This window comes from Streptomyces sp. NBC_00457, assembly GCF_036014015.1.
In the GTDB taxonomy this organism is placed as follows: Bacteria; Actinomycetota; Actinomycetes; order Streptomycetales; family Streptomycetaceae; genus Streptomyces.
In genome coordinates, this window is record NZ_CP107905.1 from 4,766,622 (window position 1) to 4,786,318 (window position 19,697).

22 protein-coding genes are annotated in these 19,697 nt (G+C 69.4%); 8 read left to right on the plus strand and 14 right to left on the minus strand.

Annotated elements, in window-relative coordinates; genetic code table 11:
• Positions 1–6: 6 nt before the first annotated feature.
• On the plus strand, positions 7–1,419 hold the full coding sequence (locus tag OG828_RS21515) for a purine-cytosine permease family protein (protein WP_328502030.1): 1,413 nt from the start codon (positions 7–9) through the stop codon (positions 1,417–1,419).
• Positions 1,420–1,429: 10 nt separating this feature from the next.
• On the opposite strand, the gene OG828_RS21520 is transcribed toward OG828_RS21515, so the two are convergent.
• Positions 1,430–2,095 carry a hypothetical protein gene (locus tag OG828_RS21520; RefSeq protein ID WP_328502031.1) on the minus strand — a complete coding sequence of 222 codons (666 nt, stop codon included), beginning with the start codon at positions 2,093–2,095 and terminating at the stop codon, positions 1,430–1,432.
• Between the two features lie 81 nt (positions 2,096–2,176).
• Here OG828_RS21520 and OG828_RS21525 point away from each other — a divergent pair, with 81 nt between their 5' ends.
• A complete protein-coding gene (locus OG828_RS21525) occupies positions 2,177–2,644 on the plus strand; it encodes a GNAT family N-acetyltransferase (protein ID WP_328439128.1) in 468 nt (155 codons plus the stop codon).
• Positions 2,645–2,653: 9 nt separating this feature from the next.
• Here the strand turns inward: OG828_RS21525 and OG828_RS21530 are convergent, their stop codons facing one another.
• Entirely contained in the window at positions 2,654–3,925 is a 1,272-nt protein-coding gene (locus OG828_RS21530; RefSeq protein ID WP_328502032.1) for a PucR family transcriptional regulator, read from the minus strand.
• A 99-nt stretch (positions 3,926–4,024) separates the two neighbouring features.
• On the opposite strand from OG828_RS21530, the gene OG828_RS21535 reads away from it, so the two are divergent.
• Together OG828_RS21535 and OG828_RS21540 are read left to right on the plus strand one after the other, a co-directional pair.
• Positions 4,025–4,474 carry a nucleoside deaminase gene (locus OG828_RS21535; protein ID WP_328502033.1) on the plus strand — a complete coding sequence of 150 codons (450 nt, stop codon included), beginning with the start codon at positions 4,025–4,027 and terminating at the stop codon, positions 4,472–4,474.
• Complete coding sequence (locus tag OG828_RS21540; protein ID WP_328502034.1) at positions 4,455–5,432, plus strand: isopenicillin N synthase family dioxygenase; 978 nt, start codon at positions 4,455–4,457, stop codon at positions 5,430–5,432. The genes OG828_RS21535 and OG828_RS21540 overlap by 20 nt, the downstream gene beginning before the upstream one ends.
• Before the next feature lie 31 nt (positions 5,433–5,463).
• Here the strand turns inward: OG828_RS21540 and OG828_RS21545 are convergent, their stop codons facing one another.
• The 10 genes from OG828_RS21545 to hemL form a co-directional block, all read right to left on the minus strand.
• Positions 5,464–5,865: an SRPBCC domain-containing protein gene (locus OG828_RS21545; protein ID WP_328502035.1), complete on the minus strand. Its 402-nt coding sequence runs from the start codon at positions 5,863–5,865 to the stop codon at positions 5,464–5,466.
• A gap of 38 nt (positions 5,866–5,903) precedes the next feature.
• Positions 5,904–6,797: a CU044_5270 family protein gene (locus tag OG828_RS21550; RefSeq protein WP_328502036.1), complete on the minus strand. Its 894-nt coding sequence runs from the start codon at positions 6,795–6,797 to the stop codon at positions 5,904–5,906.
• Complete coding sequence (locus OG828_RS21555; protein WP_328502037.1) at positions 6,794–7,399, minus strand: RNA polymerase sigma factor; 606 nt, start codon at positions 7,397–7,399, stop codon at positions 6,794–6,796. Before OG828_RS21555 ends, OG828_RS21550 begins: the two co-directional genes overlap by 4 nt.
• A gap of 76 nt (positions 7,400–7,475) precedes the next feature.
• Positions 7,476–8,576 (minus strand): c-type cytochrome biogenesis protein CcsB, encoded by a 1,101-nt coding sequence (gene ccsB, locus OG828_RS21560; protein ID WP_328359242.1) that lies wholly within the window; start codon positions 8,574–8,576, stop codon positions 7,476–7,478.
• The gene (resB, locus tag OG828_RS21565) at positions 8,573–10,309 is read right to left on the minus strand and encodes a cytochrome c biogenesis protein ResB (protein ID WP_328502038.1); all 1,737 of its coding nucleotides are present in this window, start codon (positions 10,307–10,309) and stop codon (positions 8,573–8,575) included. The genes ccsB and resB overlap by 4 nt, the downstream gene beginning before the upstream one ends.
• Before the next feature lie 3 nt (positions 10,310–10,312).
• Positions 10,313–11,083 (minus strand): cytochrome c biogenesis CcdA family protein, encoded by a 771-nt coding sequence (locus tag OG828_RS21570; RefSeq protein ID WP_328439141.1) that lies wholly within the window; start codon positions 11,081–11,083, stop codon positions 10,313–10,315.
• Position 11,084: 1 nt separating this feature from the next.
• Positions 11,085–11,675 (minus strand): TlpA family protein disulfide reductase, encoded by a 591-nt coding sequence (locus tag OG828_RS21575; protein WP_210580993.1) that lies wholly within the window; start codon positions 11,673–11,675, stop codon positions 11,085–11,087.
• A 66-nt stretch (positions 11,676–11,741) separates the two neighbouring features.
• On the minus strand, positions 11,742–12,971 hold the full coding sequence (locus tag OG828_RS21580; protein ID WP_328502039.1) for a hypothetical protein: 1,230 nt from the start codon (positions 12,969–12,971) through the stop codon (positions 11,742–11,744).
• A gap of 177 nt (positions 12,972–13,148) precedes the next feature.
• Positions 13,149–13,829 carry a histidine phosphatase family protein gene (locus tag OG828_RS21585; protein WP_328359256.1) on the minus strand — a complete coding sequence of 227 codons (681 nt, stop codon included), beginning with the start codon at positions 13,827–13,829 and terminating at the stop codon, positions 13,149–13,151.
• Positions 13,826–15,142 (minus strand): glutamate-1-semialdehyde 2,1-aminomutase, encoded by a 1,317-nt coding sequence (gene hemL / locus OG828_RS21590; RefSeq protein WP_328502040.1) that lies wholly within the window; start codon positions 15,140–15,142, stop codon positions 13,826–13,828. Before hemL ends, OG828_RS21585 begins: the two co-directional genes overlap by 4 nt.
• Positions 15,143–15,664: 522 nt before the next feature.
• Here hemL and OG828_RS21595 point away from each other — a divergent pair.
• From OG828_RS21595 to OG828_RS21610, 4 genes are all read left to right on the plus strand, one after another.
• Entirely contained in the window at positions 15,665–16,102 is a 438-nt protein-coding gene (locus OG828_RS21595) for a hypothetical protein (protein ID WP_019061278.1), read from the plus strand.
• 548 nt (positions 16,103–16,650) lie between these two features.
• On the plus strand, positions 16,651–17,019 hold the full coding sequence (locus OG828_RS21600) for an STAS domain-containing protein (protein ID WP_328359262.1): 369 nt from the start codon (positions 16,651–16,653) through the stop codon (positions 17,017–17,019).
• Between the two features lie 64 nt (positions 17,020–17,083).
• The gene (locus tag OG828_RS21605) at positions 17,084–17,833 is read left to right on the plus strand and encodes an ANTAR domain-containing protein (RefSeq protein WP_328439149.1); all 750 of its coding nucleotides are present in this window, start codon (positions 17,084–17,086) and stop codon (positions 17,831–17,833) included.
• Positions 17,830–18,597 carry a GAF and ANTAR domain-containing protein gene (locus tag OG828_RS21610; RefSeq protein ID WP_328359268.1) on the plus strand — a complete coding sequence of 256 codons (768 nt, stop codon included), beginning with the start codon at positions 17,830–17,832 and terminating at the stop codon, positions 18,595–18,597. The genes OG828_RS21605 and OG828_RS21610 overlap by 4 nt, the downstream gene beginning before the upstream one ends.
• A 6-nt stretch (positions 18,598–18,603) precedes the next feature.
• Here OG828_RS21610 and OG828_RS21615 read toward each other — a convergent pair whose 3' ends face one another.
• Both OG828_RS21615 and OG828_RS21620 read right to left on the minus strand, forming a co-directional pair.
• Entirely contained in the window at positions 18,604–19,089 is a 486-nt protein-coding gene (locus OG828_RS21615; protein ID WP_328439151.1) for a DUF5994 family protein, read from the minus strand.
• Between the two features lie 382 nt (positions 19,090–19,471).
• Positions 19,472–19,636, minus strand: coding sequence for a hypothetical protein (locus OG828_RS21620; protein ID WP_328502041.1), 165 nt, complete (start codon positions 19,634–19,636; stop codon positions 19,472–19,474).
• Positions 19,637–19,697: the final 61 nt, after the last annotated feature.

Here is a 19,697-nt window from a genome sequence, read left to right on the forward strand (position 1 = left end):
TCTCGCATGACGACAGCTCCCGCCGACTCCTCCGGCACGATCGCCCCCGAGTACGGCGACAAGGTCATCGCCGTCGAGACGGCGGGCTCGGAACCCATCCCCGACGCCGAACGGCACGGCGCTCCCCTGCAGTTGCTGTGGACGTGGGCGTCTCCGAACATCGAGTTCGCGACCGTCTACATCGGCGTGATCTCGGTCCTCTTCTTCGGGCTGACCTTCTGGCAGGCGACGGCGGCGCTGCTGCTGGGCACGGCGCTCGGGGCGCTGACGCACGGGATCCTGTCGCTGGACGGCCCGCGGTTCGGGGTTCCGCAGATGGCGATCGGGCGCTTCTCCTTCGGGTTCAAGGGGAATCTGCTGCCCTCCGGGGTGAACGCGCTGGTGGCCGGTGTCGGCTGGTTCGCCGTGAACAGTGTGAGCGCCGCCTTCGCGCTCAACACCCTGACCGGTCTGCGTCCGCTCCCCTCCCTCCTGTTGGTGGTGGCGGCCGAGATCGTGATCGGCTTCATCGGCCACAACTTCGTCCACGCCTTCGAGAAGTACGCGTTCCCGGCCCTCGCGGTGATCTTCCTGCTGGCCGGGGTGTGGACCTTCAAGGAGGCGGACCTCGCCGCCCCCGGCGCGGGCGGCGGCATCGGCGGCTTCCTGCTCGCCTTCAGCGCGGCCTGGGGCTACACGGCGGGCTGGAACCCGGGCGCCTCCGACTACTCCCGCTATCTCCCACGCACGGCGAACCGCTTCCGCACGGCCCTGTACCCGGCCGTCGGCCTCTTCGTCTCCGTGGCGGTGGTCTCCGTGATCGGCGCGGCGTCGGCGACGATCGTCGCCCCCGAGGGCGCCACCCCGACCGGCGCCTTCACGGGCCATCTCCCGGGCTGGCTCAGCGACTTGGTCCTGCTCGCCATCATCCTCGGCGCGGTCTCCGCGAACGCCCTGAACGTCTACTCCTCCGCCATGTCGGTCACCTCCCTCGGCCTGAAGCTGCCCGTGTGGCTCGGGCGCGGCGCGATCGTCGTGCTGTGCGGTCTCGCGGGTACGGCGGCGGCGTGGGCGTCACTCGCGGACGCGGGGCACGCGTACGAGGCGTTCCTGCTGGTGATCGCGTACTGGGTGGGCCCGTGGCTCGGGGTCGTCCTGGTCGAGCGGTGGCTCCGGGCGCGGACGCCGGCCGAGGACCTGGCGCCACGGCTCGGCGACCGCACCTTCACCAACTGGCCCGGTGTCGCCGCCCTGTTGACCGGCATCGTGGTGTCCGTGCCGTTCTTCTCCAACCAGGAGAAGTACGTCGGCTGGGTGCCCGAGCAGTGGCCGTCCTTCGGCGACATCACGTGCCTGGTCGGGTTCGCGGTGAGCGCGGGGCTGTACGCGGCCCTGCGGGCCAGGGCTCAGGCGAAGGAGGCGGACGCGAAGAAGCAGTGAGCGCCCGGTCTCACTCGAGGCGGGCCGGTGCCTCGTGGATCGGCCCCGTGTGCTCCACCTCGATGTACTTCTCCCCGAACGTCTTCTTCAGGATCGGCTCGGCCTTCGCCGGATCGTCGACGCCCACGCTCACGAAGCCCTCCGAGTCGACCCCGACCGTACGCATCTGAAACGTGCCCTCCCAACGCTGCATGTCCTCACTGATCCGCCCGGCGAGCGCGTCCAGGGTCGTGCGGTTGACGTCGGTGTCGTGCAGCCGGATCGTCACGCCCTTCTCGGCGGCCCCGCAGAGGTCGGCGTCGAGCGCGGCGGACGGAATGCGCCAGACCTTGGCCGTCTCGTGGCGCCGGTCGACGGCCAGCCCTGTGAAGGCGGCGGCGTGACGGCGCTGGGCGAGGTCGATGTAGGCGAGCGTCCGGTCCAGCGGGGTGTCGCTGGCGCCCTTGGGTGTGCCCGGGAGGCCGGGCAGACTGCCGGTGGGCTGAGTCCCGACGCACTCGGTCACGCCACCGGACGACGGCGACGTGTCCTTGGCCCCGGCGGGATCCGCCTTGAGCCCCCCGTCCTTGAGCCCCCCGTCGGTGTGCCCGGTCTCCAGCGCGTCGATCCACAGACCGGCGGCCAACGTCACAGCGGCGGTACCGATGGCGGCCGTAATCCACGTACGGTGCTTCATGTCCCCCTCCGTCCCTCACAGTTGGTACTGAGACGGGGGAACGGGCGGAAGCGTTCGGGCGGATCCCAGCACAATGCGCACATGCAGAGCAGCAGCAACATCACGATCCGCCCGGCCGGCCCTCGGGACCTGGAAGCCGTCGCCGGGCTCCGCTGGCAGTGGATCGTCGAGAATGACCCAGAAGTCGACATCCAACGCGCCGATTTCCTACGGCACTTCACCACCTGGGCCCGCGAGAACGCCGCCTCGCACACGTGCACCGTCCTGGTCCGCGACGACACGGTCATCGGCATGGCGTGGCTGGCCGTCCTCCCCCGCGTGCCGAGCCCGCGCGCGCTCGACCGGGCCTCGGGCGATCTGCAATGCGTGTACGTCGTACCGGAGGAGCGCAACAGCGGCCTGGGCGCCAGTCTCCTCGACGCGGTGCTGAACCGTGCCCGCACGCTCGGGCTCGAACGGGTCACCGTGCACTCCAGCCCCCGCGCGATCCCCGCCTATGCCCGCAGTGGTTTCGAGAACTCCCCCCGGCTGCTGCACACCCGCCCCTGACCCCCGATCTCAGGCCACGGTCCGCAGCCCGCCTCCCACAGCCGCCCCCATCCCCCGCATCACCCGGTGCGCACAGGCCGCCGCCAGCAGTTCCCCCAACAGATCCGGGTCGTCGATCTCCAGGCCCAGCAGGGACTCGATCCGCTCCAGCCGCTGGTACAGCGACTGCCGGCCGATGTGCAGCAGCGCCGCCGTCCGGGTCGGTGAGCAGCCGTGCCGCAGGTGGACCTCCAGGGTGCGGACGAGGTCGCTCGGGTGGGCCGCCTCCCAGGCGAGCAGGGGGCCGAGTGCGTGCTGGACCATGCCCGTGAGCCGTTCCCGGTTGGCGTCCACGCCGCCCCTCGTCAACTCCCGTTCCAGGGCGAGGGCGCGGGAGGAGGTGACGAGGGGGCCGTCCGGTGCCCCGGGTTCCGGGGGCGGCACGGTCAGCGCGAGTTCCAGTGTCGTACGGGCCGCCCGCAGCGTGTCGCTCCAGCGCAGCCAGCCGCCGGCGTCGACCGCGGGCCCTATGGCCACGGTGAACCCCGGGGCGGCGGCCGTACGGAACGCTTCCTGGACCGCCCGCACCGGGTCCCGTCCGCTGCCCGGGCGAGACTGCGCAGGCAGCGCCAGGAGAGCCAGTACGTCACCCGGGAAGGCGGCCCGCAGCACGCCCGCCCCGCCCAGCAGCCGTGCCGCCCGGTCCACGGCGCCCACCTCGCGTGTGCCGTGCAGCGAGACGCCGATCAGGCGTGACCCGGGGCCCGGGTGGAATCCCGCGAGCGCGGCCCGCGCCTCCACCTCCGGCTGGTTCAGCGCCGCCCGGTTCGCCAGATCCGCCAGCAGCGCGGCCGTGTGGTCATCACCCCACGGTCGTACAAGTGCATGCCGGTCGGACAGACCCCGCGCGACGATCGCCCGGTTCGCGGCCTCCGTGATCCGTACGAAGGGCACGACCCGGTGCAGGGCCAGCAGCGGCAGCCCCACCCGGCCCGCCTCGTCGATGACCTCGGGGGGCATGCTGGGCAGCGAGCGGCCCACCTCCACCGCAAGACCGGTCGCGTCCCGGGCGGCCAGTTCGCGCACATACCGCCGGCGGACCTCCTCGTCCGCGTCCGTGAGCCCGAAGCCGTTGGTCAGCAGCAGCTCGCCGCCGTCGAGGAAGTTGGCGCCCTCGTAGACCTCACTGGAGTGCACCCAGCGCACGGGACGGTCGAGTGCGCCCGCGCCGGCCAGCAGCTCGGGCTCGGCCGCGCGCACCGGGTCGAGGGCCAGGACTTCACGGAGGGTGAGTGCGGGCACAGGAACCTCCAGGGCGCTGACATTCCGTCCGGCTACGGGCTGCCCGGAGAGTACTTTCCGCACGTTGCCCCGGTGTTTCCGCGCCAGCAGAGTGGACCCATGGATCAGGCACAGGCACACACCTGGCTCACCACCGCGATCGAAGAGGCCCGCGCCGGGCTCGCCGAGGGCGGCATCCCGATCGGCGCCGCGCTCTACGACGCCGACGGCACGCTCCTCGGCCGCGGCCACAACCGGCGGGTCCAGGACGGCGACCCGTCCATGCATGCGGAGACGGCCGCGTTCCGTGCTGCGGGACGGCAGCGGTCGTATCGCGGGACGACGATGGTGACGACGCTCTCGCCCTGCTGGTACTGCTCGGGACTGGTCCGGCAGTTCGGCATCTCACGGGTGCTGATCGGCGAGGCGGCCACCTTCCACGGCGGCCACGACTGGCTCGCCGAGCACGGTGTCGAGATCGTGCTCCTGGACGATCCCGAGTGCGTCGGCATGATGCGCGACTTCATCAAGAACAATCCGGCCCTGTGGAATGAGGACATCGGTGACTGAGCCCCGTATCCCCACGATCGACCTGAAGCCCTGGTTCGACGGCGATCCGGAGGTCCGGGCGCGGATCGCCCGTACCGTCGACGAGGCGCTGCAGACCGCCGGTTTCCTGCTCGTCACCGGGCACGGTGTGGACCCTTCGCTGCGCTCCCGGATCCGCGAGGCCGCGAAGGCGTTCTTCGCGCTGCCCGTCGAGGTCAAGCAGGCCTACGCCGCGAAGGTCGGCGGGCGCGGCTGGCTCGGGCCGGGGGCGGAGGCCAACGGGTACTCGGAGGGGACGGAGACCCCGCCGGACCTGAAGGAGTCGCTGACCTTCGCGACGCACGAGCCGTTCGAGGACCCGGAGACCAACGCGGAGTGGTATGCGCCGAATGTCTGGCCGGCGGAGGTGCCGGAGCTTCAGCGGCTCTGCGAGGAGTATCTGGCGCGGATGGCCGACCTGGAGAAGACGCTTCTGTCCCTCCTCGGTGAGGCCCTCGGGCTCGAACCCGGCTTCTTCTCCCGGCACATGGACCATCCGACGTACGGCTTCAACATCAACTGGTACCCGGGCACGGACGTCATCGGCGCACCCGCGCCGGGCCAGTTCCGCATCGGCCCGCACACCGACTTCGGCACGGTGACGATCCTCGACCGGCAGGCCGGCAAGGGGGGTCTGCAGGTCTTCACGGACGAGGGCGGCTGGGAGGACGCGCCGTACGACCCGGCGGCCTTCACCATCAACATCGGTGACCTGATGGCCCGTTGGACCGGCGACCGCTGGCGCTCCGGCCGCCATCGCGTCCTCCCGCCGCCCGCCGACGCACCCACCGAGGAGCTGATGTCCCTCGTCTACTTCGGCGAGTGCACCCCGGGCACCCTCGTGGAGTCCGTACCGGCACCGGTGGGGCGGGTGGCGTACGAGCCGGTCGACTCGCATGTGTATCTGCGGGGGAAGCTGGACTCGATCACCGTCGACTGAATCACCGTCTACTGAATCACCGTCTACTGAATCACCGTCGACTGACGTTCTCGATCAGCCGCTCGAACCGCGCCCGCCACCGCTGCTCCGACTCCCGCTCGCCCCGGAACTCATGGGTGAAGCGGAGCGTGCTGCCCTCTTCACCGGCGCGCTCGAGATGGAACCTGAGCCGGCCGCCGCTCTCCACCGTGTACTCGGCGATCCGCTCCACGTCCCAGGCGGTGACTCTCCCGGAGCCGACGTCACGCAGGGTGACCGCGCCGCCGAGGCGGGGTTCGAGGACATCGGCCGGGGTGAACCAGGCGGCGAGGCCTTCCGCGGTGGCGAGGGCGGGCCAGACCGTCTCCATGGGCCTCGGGAGCCGCACCAGGAAGTGCAGTAGGTGCGTGCTCCCCTGGATCCGGCTGGCGCCCTGCTCGATGGAACGGGTCATGACACCAGCCTGACCCGTGACGCCGGGTTGCGCACGTGTTAGGGACGCTCACCCCGCTTGTCCACGAGCGTCCGCTCCAGGATCGCGGTGCGCCCCATCACGTCGCCCTTCTCGAAGCCCGACTGGAGATCCTCGACGGCCACTTCCCGCTCGCCGAGGAACTTCATGGTCTTCTTGTCGAAGATCAGCTCGACCCGCTCCCCATCGTCCACCCGGGCGACCGCCACGCCGTGCCGCCCGGCCGCGTCGACGGCGTCGTCGATCACGAAGACGCCGGAGATCTTCCCGGCCGCCCGGTAGAGGGCCGCTGCCTGGGCCGGCGGCATCAGGGACTCGCGGGCGAGGTCGCCGACGAGGACGAAATTGGCCTCGTCCTTGCTGTCGCTGCCCTCGCTCACACTGTTCAGCCAGTCGAACATCCGGTCCGGATCGGTGGGCAGGGTCTGGAGGTGCCGGTAGTTGGTGTTGGACGGGATGCCGGGGGTGTTCTTCTCCAGCAGCTCGTGGTCGGCGCGGACGACGGGGTCGTGCAGCATGCCCTGCTCGCTGCCGTCCACCGACAGCCACACCTCGCGCTCGTGGATCGGTTCGAGGAACGCGGGCTTGCCCTCCTCATGCACGCTCCAGCCGACCTTGCTCTTGATGTACACGAACTGGTCGTCACGGATCTTCAGCGTGTCCGCCTGCTCGGCGGCCAGCGCGATGTCCTCCAGCAGCGCCACGGCCTCCTTCGAGGCGTCCGGCGTCGACTGGGACGGCGCGGCGAGGGTCAGGGTCACGGCGGTCACGGCCGCGACGGCGCCCGCCACGAGCGCGGGCCGCAGCCACGTGCCGGTCCGTCGTACGGGTGCCTGCCGGATCTCGGTCATCAGATGCTCCTTGAGGAGTCGGTGACGGCCCGGCGGAAGGTCGCGTTCGGGAAGCTGGTTCATCGGTTTCCCTCCCTGATGGGCCAGACCGCGGTGGCGCGGTCACCTCTCATCTGTCCGTCCAGAGAAGCCGGTTCCATATGTTTCGCGAATTTTGTCCGCGCCCGCGAAAGCCGCGATCGTACGGTCCCGACGGGCACCCCCAGCGCCTCGGCCGCCGCCTCGTAGCCCAGCCCCGACCACACGCACAGCGCCAGCACTTCCCGCTCGGCCCGCCGCAGCTTCGCCAACGCGGTCCGTACGGCGGCCAGTTGCGCCGCGTCGTCCAGCCGGCCGGCGACGTCGTCGGCGAAGTCCCGTACGTCCTCGGCGGGTGGCAGACGGGCGACGGCCGCCGCGTGCCTTCGGGCGGTGCGGCGGGTGTTGCGGGTGACGTTGGTGGCGATGCCGAGCAGCCACGGCCGCAGCGAGCCGCCCTCCTCGTCGAGCCGCTCACGCAGCCGCCAGGCGTCCAGGAAGGTCAGCGAGACGACGTCCTCGGCCGTGCTCCACTCCCCCGTCAGCCGGAAGGCATGGTTGTACACGGAGCGTGCGTACGCGTCGAAGAGGTCGCCGAAGGCGTTGTGGTCCCCCGCGCGGATCCGTTTGCGCAGATTCGTATCCACGCCTCTTTACCTGTCCGTACGACGAAGGCCGGTTCCGTGACTCACGTCACATGAACCGGCCTTCACCGTAAGGGACTCAGACGCCCGCGTACGAGTGCTTGCCCGAGACGAAGATGTTGACGCCGTAGTAGTTGAACAGCCAGCAGCCGAAGGCGAGCAGGGCCAGGTAGGCGGCCTTGCGGCCCTTCCAGCCGGCGGTGGCGCGGGCGTGCAGGTAGCAGGCGTAGGCGACCCAGGTGATGAAGGACCACGTCTCCTTGGGGTCCCAGCCCCAGTAGCGGCCCCACGCGTCGCCCGCCCAGATCGCGCCCGCGATGATCGTGAACGTCCACAGCGGGAAGACGGCCGCGTTGACGCGGTACGAGAACTTGTCCAGGGAGGCCGACGCGGGCAGGCGGTCGAGGACGGAGTTCGCGAAGCGGCCGGGCGTGCCGCCGGTGGCGAGCTTGTTCTCGTAACTGTCCTTGAAGAGGTACAGGATCGTGGAGACCGCGCCGACGTAGAAGACCGCGCCGCAGAAGATCGCCGTCGAGACGTGGATGTACAGCCAGTACGAGTGAAGGGCGGGAACCAACTGGTCGCTGGCGGTGTACAAGACAGTGACGGCCAGGCCGAGATCGAGGAGGACCGTGGTGATCAGGAAGAGTCCGAGCCAGCGGATGTTCTTCTTCAGCGCGAGCAGTGCGAGGTACACACCGACGGCGACCGTCGAGAAGGTGATGTTGAACTCGTACATGTTGCCCCACGGCGCCCGCTGCACCGACAGGGCCCGGGCGAGCACACCGCCGAACTCGATCAGAAACGCGAGGACGGTGAGGGAGATGGCGATACGCCCGTAGAGGTCGCCCTGCTCGTCCCCGCCGTGCGCCCCCGGCCCGTCGGGCACATCCCGCGCACCCGCCGCGGCCCGTACGACGACCTTCGGCCGCTCCAGTACGGCGGCCCCGCCCGCCGTCTTCACCGCGACGGCCGGCGCTTTCGCCGCGGACTTCTTCTGCGTGGTCAGCGCGGCGGCCGTCCGGCCGACCTTGCTGCGGCTGCCGAGAAGCCATTCGGCGATATAGGCGAAGAAGGCCAGCGTGTAGACGGCCATCGCCGAGTAGATCAGCGTGTTGCTGAGGCTCGCGAGGTTTTCGTTGGTCGCGGCGGCGAGATCGGTTGCGGCGGCGAGAGTCACTTCTCAAGCCTTTCGGCAGGTACGGCTTGGGGGTCGGGGGAGGTGGAGGGGTCGTCGGAGTCGTCGGCGGAGTCGTCGTCTGGGTCGGGGGCGCCCGGCGCCTGGTCGTACAGAATCCCGGCGATTTCACCAAGTTCCTCGGGCACCTTCGCGGACTCGCTGCGGCCCAGGCCGGCCATTTCAATCACCGTCACCCCATCGGCACCGCGCACAGCCCGCACCCACACCCGGCGGCGCTGGATGAACAGGGAGGCGGCGAGACCGAAGATGGCGGTGATGGCACCGCCGAGCGCCCAGCCGCTGGCTGGCTGCTCGGTGACCTGGAAGTTGGCCCACTCCTTGGTGCCCTCGTAGGTGACCGTGCCGGCGCCGCCGGGGAGCTTCATGGTCTCGCCGGGCTTGAGGTTCTCCCTCAACTGCTGGCCCTTGGCGTCCTTGAAGTCCTTCATGTGCGACTTGTCGAGCTGGTACACGCTCTGCGGGATGCCCGAGTCGACGCCGAGGTCGCCGTGGTAGGGCTCCAGGTTCAGGATCGGGTTCAGCAGCGCCGGGAAAGCGGAGGAGATCTCGTTGCCCTTCACATAGCTCGGCAGGAAGAAGGCCTTGAAGCCGAGCTGTTCACTCACGCCCTTGGCGTTCTTGTAGCCGTCGTAGACCTTGATCACGCCGGAGGAGGTGGAGTTGGAGTCGAGCGGCAGCAGCGGCACGGCGTCGCTGTAGACGACGTTGCCCTTGCCGTCCCGGACGGTGACGAGGGGGGCGTAGCCGTGGGCGGTGAGGTAGACCTTCGAGTCGCCGATCTCCAGGGGCTTGTTGACCTGGACGACGGTCTTCTTGTCCTTGCCGTAGGCGCCCTCGGCGTAGGTGATGTCGGCCTTGAAGGTGCGCGCGGTGCCCTTGTTGGGGCCGGAGGTCTCGTACGTGCCGGTGAAGTTGTGCAGGTTGAAGCTGAACGGCGCCAGGTCGTCGGTGTCGAAGAGGGTGCCGGACTTGAAGTCGTCGTACTGGGTGAGGGTGTTGGAGAAGCCGTCACCCTCGACGACCAGCTTGTTGCCTTCCATCTTGAACAGCTGGCCGACGGCGAAGGCGACCAGCATCACGATCAGCGCGATATGGAAGGCGAGGTTGCCGACCTCACGGAGATAGCCCTTCTCGGCGGCGACGGCGTCACCGGAGAGATGGGCGCGGAAGCGCCGCTTCTTCAGCAGCGTGAGCGCGGCCTCGCGGACCTGCTCCGGCTCCGCCTCGGTGCGCCAGGTCGTGTACGCGGGCAGCCGGGTCAGCCGCTTGGGCGCGCCCGGCGGACGGCTGCGCAGCTGGCCGACGAACTGCCAGGTGCGGGGCACGATGCAGCCGATGAGGGAGACGAACAGCAGGATGTAGATCGCGGAGAACCACACCGAGCTGTAGACGTGGAAGAGGCCGAGCTTGTCGTAGATCGGCGCGAGGATGTCGTGCTTGTCGCGGAAGTCGGCGACCTTGGTGGCATCGGTTCCGGACTGCGGGATCAGCGAGCCGGGGATCGCGCCGAGCGCCAGCAGCAGAAGCAGCAGCAGGGCGACCCGCATGGAGGTGAGCTGACGCCAGAACCAGCGGGCCCAGCCGACGACGCCCATGGAGGGCAGGCCCGGCAGCTCCTCCTTGGGGGCGGTGGAGAGCTGGGAGCCGGCGGCGCCCAGGTCCTGGTCCTCGGCGGCGGCCGAGGTCGCGTCGGAGGCGGTCGTCTTGCTCATCGATCAGATCCCCACAGTGAAGCCGTTGGACCAGTTCTGCATCTCCGACACGATGCTGTCCCAGGCGCCGGTCAGCAGCAGCAGACCGGTCGCGATCATCATGGTGCCGCCGATCCGCATCACCCAGACATAGTGGCGCTTGACCCAGCCGAAGGCACCGAGCGCCTTACGGAAGGCGATGGCCGCGAGCACGAAGGGCACGCCGAGGCCCAGGCAGTACGCGACGGTCAGTATGGCCCCCCGGCCCGCGCTGCCCTGCTGCGAGGAGAGCGCGATCACGGAGGCGAGGGTGGGGCCGATGCAGGGCGTCCAGCCGATGCCGAACAGGGCGCCGAGGAAGGGGGCCCCGACGAGTCCGGTCATCGGCCGCTTGTGGAAGCGGAACTCGCGCTGGGTGAGCCAGGGCATCAGGCCCATGAAGAAGACGCCCATGGCGATCATGAGGACGCCGAGCACCTTGTTCAGCCAGCCGTGCTGTTCCTGGAGGCTGGAGCCGAAGTATCCGAACAGCGCGCCGCTGGAGACGAACACGGCCGTGAAGCCCAGCACGAAGAGCGAGGCCCCCGCGACCATCCGTCCGCGCCGGGCCTCGGCCAGATCGGTGCCGGCGACTCCGGTGACGTAGGACAGATAGCCGGGGACGAGCGGCAGGACGCACGGCGAGAAGAAGGAGACGAGGCCGCCGAGCAGCGCGATCGGCAGGGCGACCAGCAGGGCGCCGTTGAGCACGGTGCCGTTGTAGCCGGTGGCGGCCAGCGTGGACACTCCGGTCACGTCACTTCTCCGTGAGGACCGGGTTGAGCATCTTGCGCAGCTTCTCCTCGCTGAGCGCGGCCAGCGAACGCGCCGCGATCTTGCCGTCCCGGTCGAGGACGAGCGTGGAGGGGATCGCCTGCGGGTTGAGCGTGCCCTTCTCGAAGCGGAGCATCAGCTTGCCGGTGGGGTCGTACAGGCTGGGATAGGTGACGCCCTGCTGCTTCTCGAAGGCCAGGGCGTTCTTGGTGCTGGTGTCACGGGTGTTGATGCCGACGAACTGCACGCCCTGGCCCTTGAGGTCCTTGTAGACCTTCTCGAAGCCCGGCGCCTCGGCGCGGCACGGCGCACACCAGGAACCCCACACGTTGAGCACGACGACCTTGCCCTTGTACGAGGCGACATCGAGCTGCTTGCCGTCGATGGTGTCGCCGGACAGGTCGGGGGCGGCGACCCGTTCGCCCTGCTCGACGGTCGAGATGCCGTCCTCGCCCATGACGAAGTTGGTGTCACCGCCTCCGCCGGAGGTCCCTCCGGAGGTGCAGGCGGACAGCAGCAACGCGGCGACTGCGGCACCGGTGAGGGTCAGGGGGGCGCGGCTGGCGGCACTCATGTGAAAAGTTTCGCATGTCCGTTCCGAGGATCTTGCGCACCCCCCTTCCGGGCGGAAACTCCCATTTCAGAGGCTCTTCCACCCCGCTGCGGGCGTCTGCCCGACGTCGAGGGTCCGCAGCTTCTCGAGGACCGCCGGCTTCTGTACGTCCATCCAGTCCACGAACTGCCGGAAGGAGACGAGGCGGATGTCCTCGCCCTTCTCCTTCTCGCGCGCGATGTGCTTCAGCGCGGCTTCCACCGCGTCCATGTAGATGCCGCCGTTCCACTGCTCGAAGTGGTTGCCGATGAAAAAGGGTGCGCGGTTCGTCTCGTATGCCCGCTGGAATCCCGCTATGTACGCCTCCGACGACTGCTTCCGCCAGCCCGGGTAGTTGTATGCGGGCGCCTTGGTCGTGTTGAGCGACTGGTTGGCGAGCATGTTGTAGTCCATGGACAGGACCTCGAACGAACGTCCGGGGAAAGGTATCTGCTGAAGCGGCAGATCCCAGATGCCGTTCTTCTTGGTGGGCCAGACCTGACGGCCGCCGGGCGAGGAGGCGTCGTAGCGCCAGCCCAGCTCCCGGGCGACGGCCAGCAGGTTGTCCTGGCCGAGCAGACAGGGCGTGCGACCGCCGACGAGTTCCTTCTCGTAGTCGAAGGGCAGGGCGGGCATATCGGTCCACCCGGTGTTGGTCCGCCACTCCTTCACGAACCCCTTCGCCTGCTGGATCTCGCTCTTCCACTGCTGCGGCGTCCAGTTGCCGACGCTGCCCGTGCCGGCGCAGAAGTGCCCGTTGAAGTGGGTGCCGATCTCGTGCCCGTCGAGCCAGGCCTGCCGGACGTTCGTCAGCGTCGCCTTGACGTGCTCGTCGGTGAGATAGCCGATGTCGGAGGCGCCACGCGGGTTGTTCGGGGGGTCGTACAGCCGCTTCTTGCTCTCGGGCAGCAGATACAGCCCGGAGAGGAAGAAGGTCATGTGCGCGTCGTGCTGCTTGGCGAGTTCCAGGAAGCGCGGGAAGAGGCCGTTGCCGACTTCGCCCGCCCCGTCCCACGAGAAGATGACGAACTGCGGCGGCGTCTGCCCGGGCTCCAGCGGCACGGGCTTCGACGGCTGGTGGGGCTGCTTCCCGGTGAACGACGTCGACCCGTCACCGATCGGCCGCGCCGTGGCCGTCGGCTTGGCGGAGGGCCCCTTCCCGGAACCCCCGACCCCCGACGACCCCTCTGACGGGGAGAAGGTGCCACATCCGGCCAGCCCGGCAGCAGCGGCACCGGCCCCAAGACCGATTGCTCCCCTTCGCGTGAATGTGCGCATTGCATCCCCGATCGTCACGTTCTCTGGTGGTCACCCAGTCAGAGGACGTGAGGAACAGGGAGGTTCCGGCTAATTGCAAGCATCCCGGAACAAATGCAACAACAGTGCAACAAAGGCCTTTAAGGGGCGCGGGGAACTGCGCGACCAGCCCCCACGGCGAGCCAGCCGAAGAACTACCTACGCGCCGAAAGCCTTGTCCTTCCCCTTGACCGGCTTGGCCCCTGCAAGGAGATGCGGCGGCACAAGATCCCGCGCCGGCTCGGAGTACCCCACGGACACGATCCGGTTCCCCTGATACGTGAAGGACGTCAGGGACGCGAGCGTGCACTGACGCTTGCGCGGGTCGTGCCACAGCCGCCGCCGCTCGACATACGACCGCACGATCCAGATCGGCAGCTGATGACTGACCAGCACCGCCTCATGCCCCCGGGCGGCGTCCTTCGCGGCGTCCAGCGCCCCCATCATCCGTACGACCTGGTCGACGTAGGGCTCACCCCAGGACGGCTTGAACGGGTTGACGAGGTGCTTCCAGTTCTCGGGCCGCCGCAGCGCGCCGTCGCCCACACCGAAGGTCTTGCCCTGGAAGACGTTGTCGGCCTCGATGAGCCGCTCGTCGGTGGCGAGATCCAGGCCGTGCGCCTTGGCGATCGGCGTGGCCGTCTCCTGCGCGCGCTCCAGCGGGGAGGAGCAGACGTATGTGATGTCGCGGGGCGCGAGGTGGTCGGCGACCCGGTCGGCCATCCGCCGCCCCAGCTCCGACAGGTGGTACCCGGGCAGCCGCCCGTACAGCACGCCGTCCGGGTTGGCGACCTCGCCGTGCCGCATGACGTGTACGACGGTGATGTCGGGGTTGCTCATGCCTGGGCCTCCGCCGCCGCTCGGGCCGCCGCCGGGAGGGCGTCGGCGATCCGCTGCACGGCACGCTCGCCGTGGGCTGTGGACACGAACCACGACTCGAAGGACGACGGCGGCAGATAGACGCCGTTCGCCAGCATCGCGTGGAAGAACGCGGTGAAGCGGAAGGACTCCTGCTTCCTGGCGTCCTCGTAGTCACGCACCGCCCGGTCCGTGAAGAACACGGAGAACATGTTGGAGGCGGTCTGCAGCCGGTGCGCGACGCCTTCCTTGGTGAGCGCCTCGGTGACCAGGGCCTGGACCTGCGCCGAGACGGCGTTGACGGTGTCGTACGCGGCGTCGTCGAGGAGGCGCAGCTGGGCGAGGCCGGCGGCGGTGGCGACCGGGTTCCCGGAGAGGGTGCCGGCCTGGTAGACGGGGCCGGCGGGCGCGAGGTGCGCCATGACGTCCTCGCGTCCCCCGAAGGCGGCGGCGGGGAAGCCACCGCCCATGACCTTGCCGAAGGTCATCAGGTCGGGCCGGACGCCGTCGATGCCGTACCAGCCGGCCTTGCTGGTCCTGAAGCCGGTCATGACCTCGTCGGAGATGTAGAGGGCGCCGTTCTCCCGGCAGGCGTCCTTCAGCCCCTGGTTGAACCCGGGGCCCGGAGGCACCACGCCCATGTTGCCGGGCGAGGCCTCGGTGATCACGCAGGCGATCTCGCCGGGGTGCCGGTGGAAGGCCTCCTGTACGGCTTCGAGGTCGTTGTACGGCAGCACGATGGTGTCGCCGGCCTGGGCTCCGGTGACGCCGGGGGTGTCGGGCAGGGCGAAGGTGGCCACGCCGCTCCCCGCGGCGGCGAGGAGCGAGTCGACGTGACCGTGGTAACACCCGGCGAACTTGATCACCTTGGTGCGCCGGGTGAACCCGCGGGCGAGCCGGATGGCGGACATGGTGGCCTCGGTCCCGCTGGAGACGAGCCGCACCTGCTCCAGCGGCTCGATCCGGGCGACCATCTCCTCGGCGAGCGCGACCTCGCCCTCGCCGGGTGTGCCGAAGGACGTACCGCGGGAGACGGCGTCCTGGACGGCGGCGATGACCTCGGGGTGGGAGTGCCCGAGGATCATGGGTCCCCAGGAACAGACCAGGTCGACGTAGTCGCGCCCGTCGGCGTCGGTGAGATAGGGACCGTGGCCGGACACCATGAACCGGGGTGTCCCGCCCACCGCCCGGAAGGCGCGTACCGGCGAGTTCACGCCGCCGGGTGTGACGGCGGCCGCACGGTCGAACAGAGCCTGCGAGACAGGCGCATCGTATGAATAAGGCAGTTCACTCATGTCCGGCGACGTCTCCGACCTTCTCCGATTTCGTGGGCTTCTCCTGGTGACCTCCTCAGGGTAGGCGGCGGCGGAACCGGACGTGGTCCCCCACCCGTCTCCCCGTCTGCGAAACTGAGACCTGATACACACAGCTCAAACGGGGATCCCGTACGTATGTCATAGGGGAGCCCTCACCGGCCAAGCTGTGGCGAGGCTTGTTCAGGGGCTGCGAAGATCCTGCGGACAGGTGTTTCAACGCACGTTTCGGCGGGCGGCCGTGGGGGAGGTCACTGACACGATGATCGGGTTGCGCGGCCGGGGCCACGCGTCCTAGAAAAGCAGTCGGGTGGAGATATGCATCGCGGTGGCGGACTGGGCGAGGGGACTGACGACCTGGGCCCTCGACGTGCCCGAGGGGGCAGGCACCGGCGCGCGGCGGAGGAAGCGGCTGAATCACGGCAGGCACAGGGTGGACAGGAACCCGAGCGGCTCGACCAGCGGGTCGAGCGGCTGCGGGCGGGGAGCAGGAATGGTGGTCGGGTGGGGGTGACGTACAAGTACTTCGGCGCACCTGACGGCGCGACCGCGGCCCGCGTCCCGATCTCGATGCGCCCCGAGGAACTCGGCGGCGACGAGCTCGGCATGAACGGCATGTTCACCAAGATCAAGCCCGAGACGATGGCCGCGATGGTCCTCACCGGCATCGAGGGCGTCCCCCTCAACAAGGTGCCGCCCCTGGAACTGGTCGTCCTCCACCCCGACTACGCCGTCGTCAAACTCCCCATGACCGTCGTCGACCCCCTCCGCGGAATCGGCGAGGAGGCGGTGGGCGCGGCCGCATTCATCTGGTCGACGGTGCCGGACCGGGGTGGGCCCCGGGATGCGTTCAATGTGTATCAGCTGCTGCACGAGTGGCAGGACTTCAGCCATCGGTTGCATGAGGCGGGGCATCAGCCGTATTGCCTTGTGTGGCCCTGAGCTGGGGTTTCGCTGGTAGCGGGCGGGGTCTTCGGACCTCGCCCTTTTCAGTGCCGGAGAGGGGCCGTCAGGCGGCCAGGGCACATCCAGGGCACATGAGCCTGGGAAACGGCGTTGACCGGTGAGAACTACGAAGAGGAGTTTTCCCAGTTCAACGCACCCTTCACCGAGAAACCCCAGGTCACCACCCCGCCCCTCCCATTCGCACTGAGGGTGGCAAGTAGTGCGGATCAGGTCCTGAGTGGTTGTGGGGCCGTTTTGGGAGCCATTTGGGAGCCGAGTTCGGAATCCGGCTCCCGGGCGCCGACCTGGGCCCGCACCACTCCCTTGCACCTTCGCCCTCGATCCCGTCAGGAACCGACCAGGGACGACACTTTCGACCACCCTCGCGGATACCCGGAGAAAGGGCGACCGGCCGGTCCCCCCGCGGCAGTACGCTCGTCATACGGCCCGCCCGTGACCCCGGCCCTCTCCGTGCTGTCCAGTTCCGCGCAACAGAGGCCCTGCGCAAGGCGAAAGCCACCCCAGTGACAGAGGAGATGGGGCGCATGGGCCCGCATCCCGACCTGTTCGACGAGTTGCGTGTGGTCACGGCCGGCGGCGAGTTGGACGTGACGACCGCGCCGGCCTTCGCTCGTGATCTGGAGGACGCCCGGCACGGCAGCGGGCGGTTGTTCCTCATCGTCGACCTGCTCGGCGTGACCTTCATGGACGGCAGCGTCCTGGACCCGTTGTGCGCGGCGTGGGAGGACTGTCATGAGCGGCTCGGATGGGTGCGGGTCGTGCACAACCGGCCAGGCGCAAGTCTCGTGTTCCGGGCCGGCGGTCTGCAGGAGCGTTTCCCGCGGTACGCGAGCCCCCAGGACGCCTGGAACGGCATACCCGCAGACCGCGCGGCGGCAGACCGGGCCACGTAATGTACGGCGCAAGTCGGACGGCGTCTCACCCCGAAGTGCCCCGGCCGCCAGGGAGCGGAGAACGGTGATCAGCGACGGCATGGCCGAGGTCCTGCGGTCGCTGCACCGGGGCGAGGCCGACGACCCGGCGCAGGCGTGTGCGCGGGCGTTGGGCGCCGAGGGGGTCACGCTGTCGCTGCTGGTCGGTGCCAAGCGGTCGGCCGAGCCGCTGTGGTGTCATCCCGAGCTGAGCGCGCGGTTCGAGGAACTCCAGTTCACGCTGGGCGAGGGGCCGGGGCCGGACGCGGTCCGCGTCGGCTCACCCGTCGTCGAGCCGGACCTGGACCGGGTGCGCCCCGAGCGGTGGCCCGCGCTACTGCCGGCCGCGCGCGAGCTGGGCGTACACGGTGTGTGCTCCTTCCCGCTGGGCATCGGAGCCATCCGGATCGGCGTACTGACCCTGCTGTGCGACGGCGAGCGGCGGCTGAGCCAGCAGCAGTACACGGACGCCACCGCACTGACAGCCGTGCTGACCAGCACTCTCCTGAACGGTGACCGACGCGACGGAGACGCGGACATTCCCGGGCTCGGCTTGGCCCTGGAACCTCCATCGGTGCTGCGCCGCGCGGTCGTGCACCAGGCCACGGGAATGATCAGCGTCCAGCTGGACGTGTCCATGGCGGAGGCCCTGCTGCGCCTGCGCGCCCACGCGTACAGCAGCGAGCGCCCCCTCGGCGAGATTGCGGCGGACGTCGTCGCCCGCAGACTGCGCTTCGACGACGACTTCAACAATGATGTAAGCGGGCCGTATTCGCCCGACGATGGGAAGGGATGATCAGCATGGCCCGCGAACGACGTCTGGCCGAGATCTTCGTGGAGGTCGCGGACTCCCTCGTCGAGGACTTCGACGTCATCGACCTGCTCCAGCGGCTGTCCACGCGCTGCGTAGAACTGCTCGACGTGTCGGCGGCCGGAATCCTGCTCGCGGACTCGCAGGGCGAACTGCAGATCATCGCCGCCTCGGACGAGCACACCCGCCTGCTGGAGCTGTTCGCGCTCCAGCACGACCAAGGCCCATGCGTGGAGTGCTACCGCACCGGCACCGCCCGGACCAACATCAGCCTGACGAGGTCGGAAGTCACCGTCGGCTGGCCGCGCTTCGCCGCACGAGCTCGCGAGACGGGGTATGTGAGCACGCACGCCATCCCGCTGCGCCTGCGCCGCCGGGTCGTCGGCGCCCTCAACCTCTTCCAGGCCACACCGCACCGCCTCGGCGACGACGACATAGTGCTTGCCCAAGCACTCGCCGACGTGGCCACGATCGCGATCCTGCAGCAGCGCACACTGGAGCGGTCGCACGTCGAGAACAGCCAGCTGGAGACCGCGCTGACCAGTCGCGTCCTGATCGAGCAGGTCAAGGGCGTCCTGGCCGAGCGCTGGAACACCTCCGTCGACGACGCCTTCGCCGCGTTCCGGTCGTACGCCCGCGCCCGCCACCTGCGCCTGTCGGACCTGGCCACGCGGATCATCTCGGGCGCCTTCGACACCGCCGCCATCCCGCCACCGGCACCGGACCGGACCGGCGACGACCGCGACTGACCGCCGTCACACCCCCGGCGCCGCCCGGCCGGTACCGGTGTCGATGAGGATCTGTTCGGCTTGCGTGACGTTGTCGGAGCGGACGGCCTCGGCCATCGCGGCGCTTGCCGCTTCGGGCGTCGCGTGCGGTGGGATCACGAGGAGAGAGAAGTGGTCCTGATCGCCCCGGGTAACGAGAACGGTGTCGTCGCCGACCGGGAAGGAGTCGATATGGACGACGCGGTCGTCGACGAGCAGTCGAGTTGGCAGCGCGTTCCAGGCTCCGACGTCCAGGCCGACGCGTGTGACCGGCCCGAGGTACTCGGTCAGTGCGGAGATCAGGGCGGGAAGCTCGGCTGCGATGTCACGGGATCGCGGCCACCACGCCCCGTCGAGCACGCCCCGGCGGTCGTGCGTGGTCTCCAGCCGTACGACAGCCGTCCCGGGCTTCACCACCTTGTGGACGGCGTCCGGCAAAAGCCTGGTCACCCGCGGGGAGCCGGAGTCGGACATGACACTCGCCCGTCTGCGAGAGATACGGAGTGACTTCCTCGTTTCAATGTACTCTTCGGCCGGATCCGGGCTCCCCTCGATGTTCGCCGAGCCCTGGATCTGGCGCAGGTACCACTCGCCACGGCTCTCGTCGTCGAGCCGGTCCCCGGTGAAGGTCTGTACGTCGCCGGGGAAGTGGCCGCAGAAGATGACCGTGTGCGCCCAGATGTCGCGGGCGCTGCTGGCGGTGAGGTTGCCGAGGAGGCAGGGCAGCGCGGAGGGGCCGGCGAGGAGCGGGAAGAGAACGCGTGTCGGTGTCACGGGTCCGGCCGTTTTCAGGACCGCACCCGGGGTCGCGGGGCACGTAGAGGGAGTACCTACCCGACCTCAGGCCCAACATGCGTCAGCATCCCTTCTGCATCAAACAGTTGATGGCGAACTCAGCCGTCTGTTGGGCTTCCGGACCACGGCCCACCGCCTCGGCGACGACGACATCGCGCCCACCCAGGGCCTGGCCGACGTGGCGGCCACCGTGATCGAGCAGGTCAAGGGAGTCCTGGCGGAGCACTGGAACACCGCGAGCGAGATGGCCGTCGCCGCACCGCGGTCGTACGCGCGCGCCCATCATC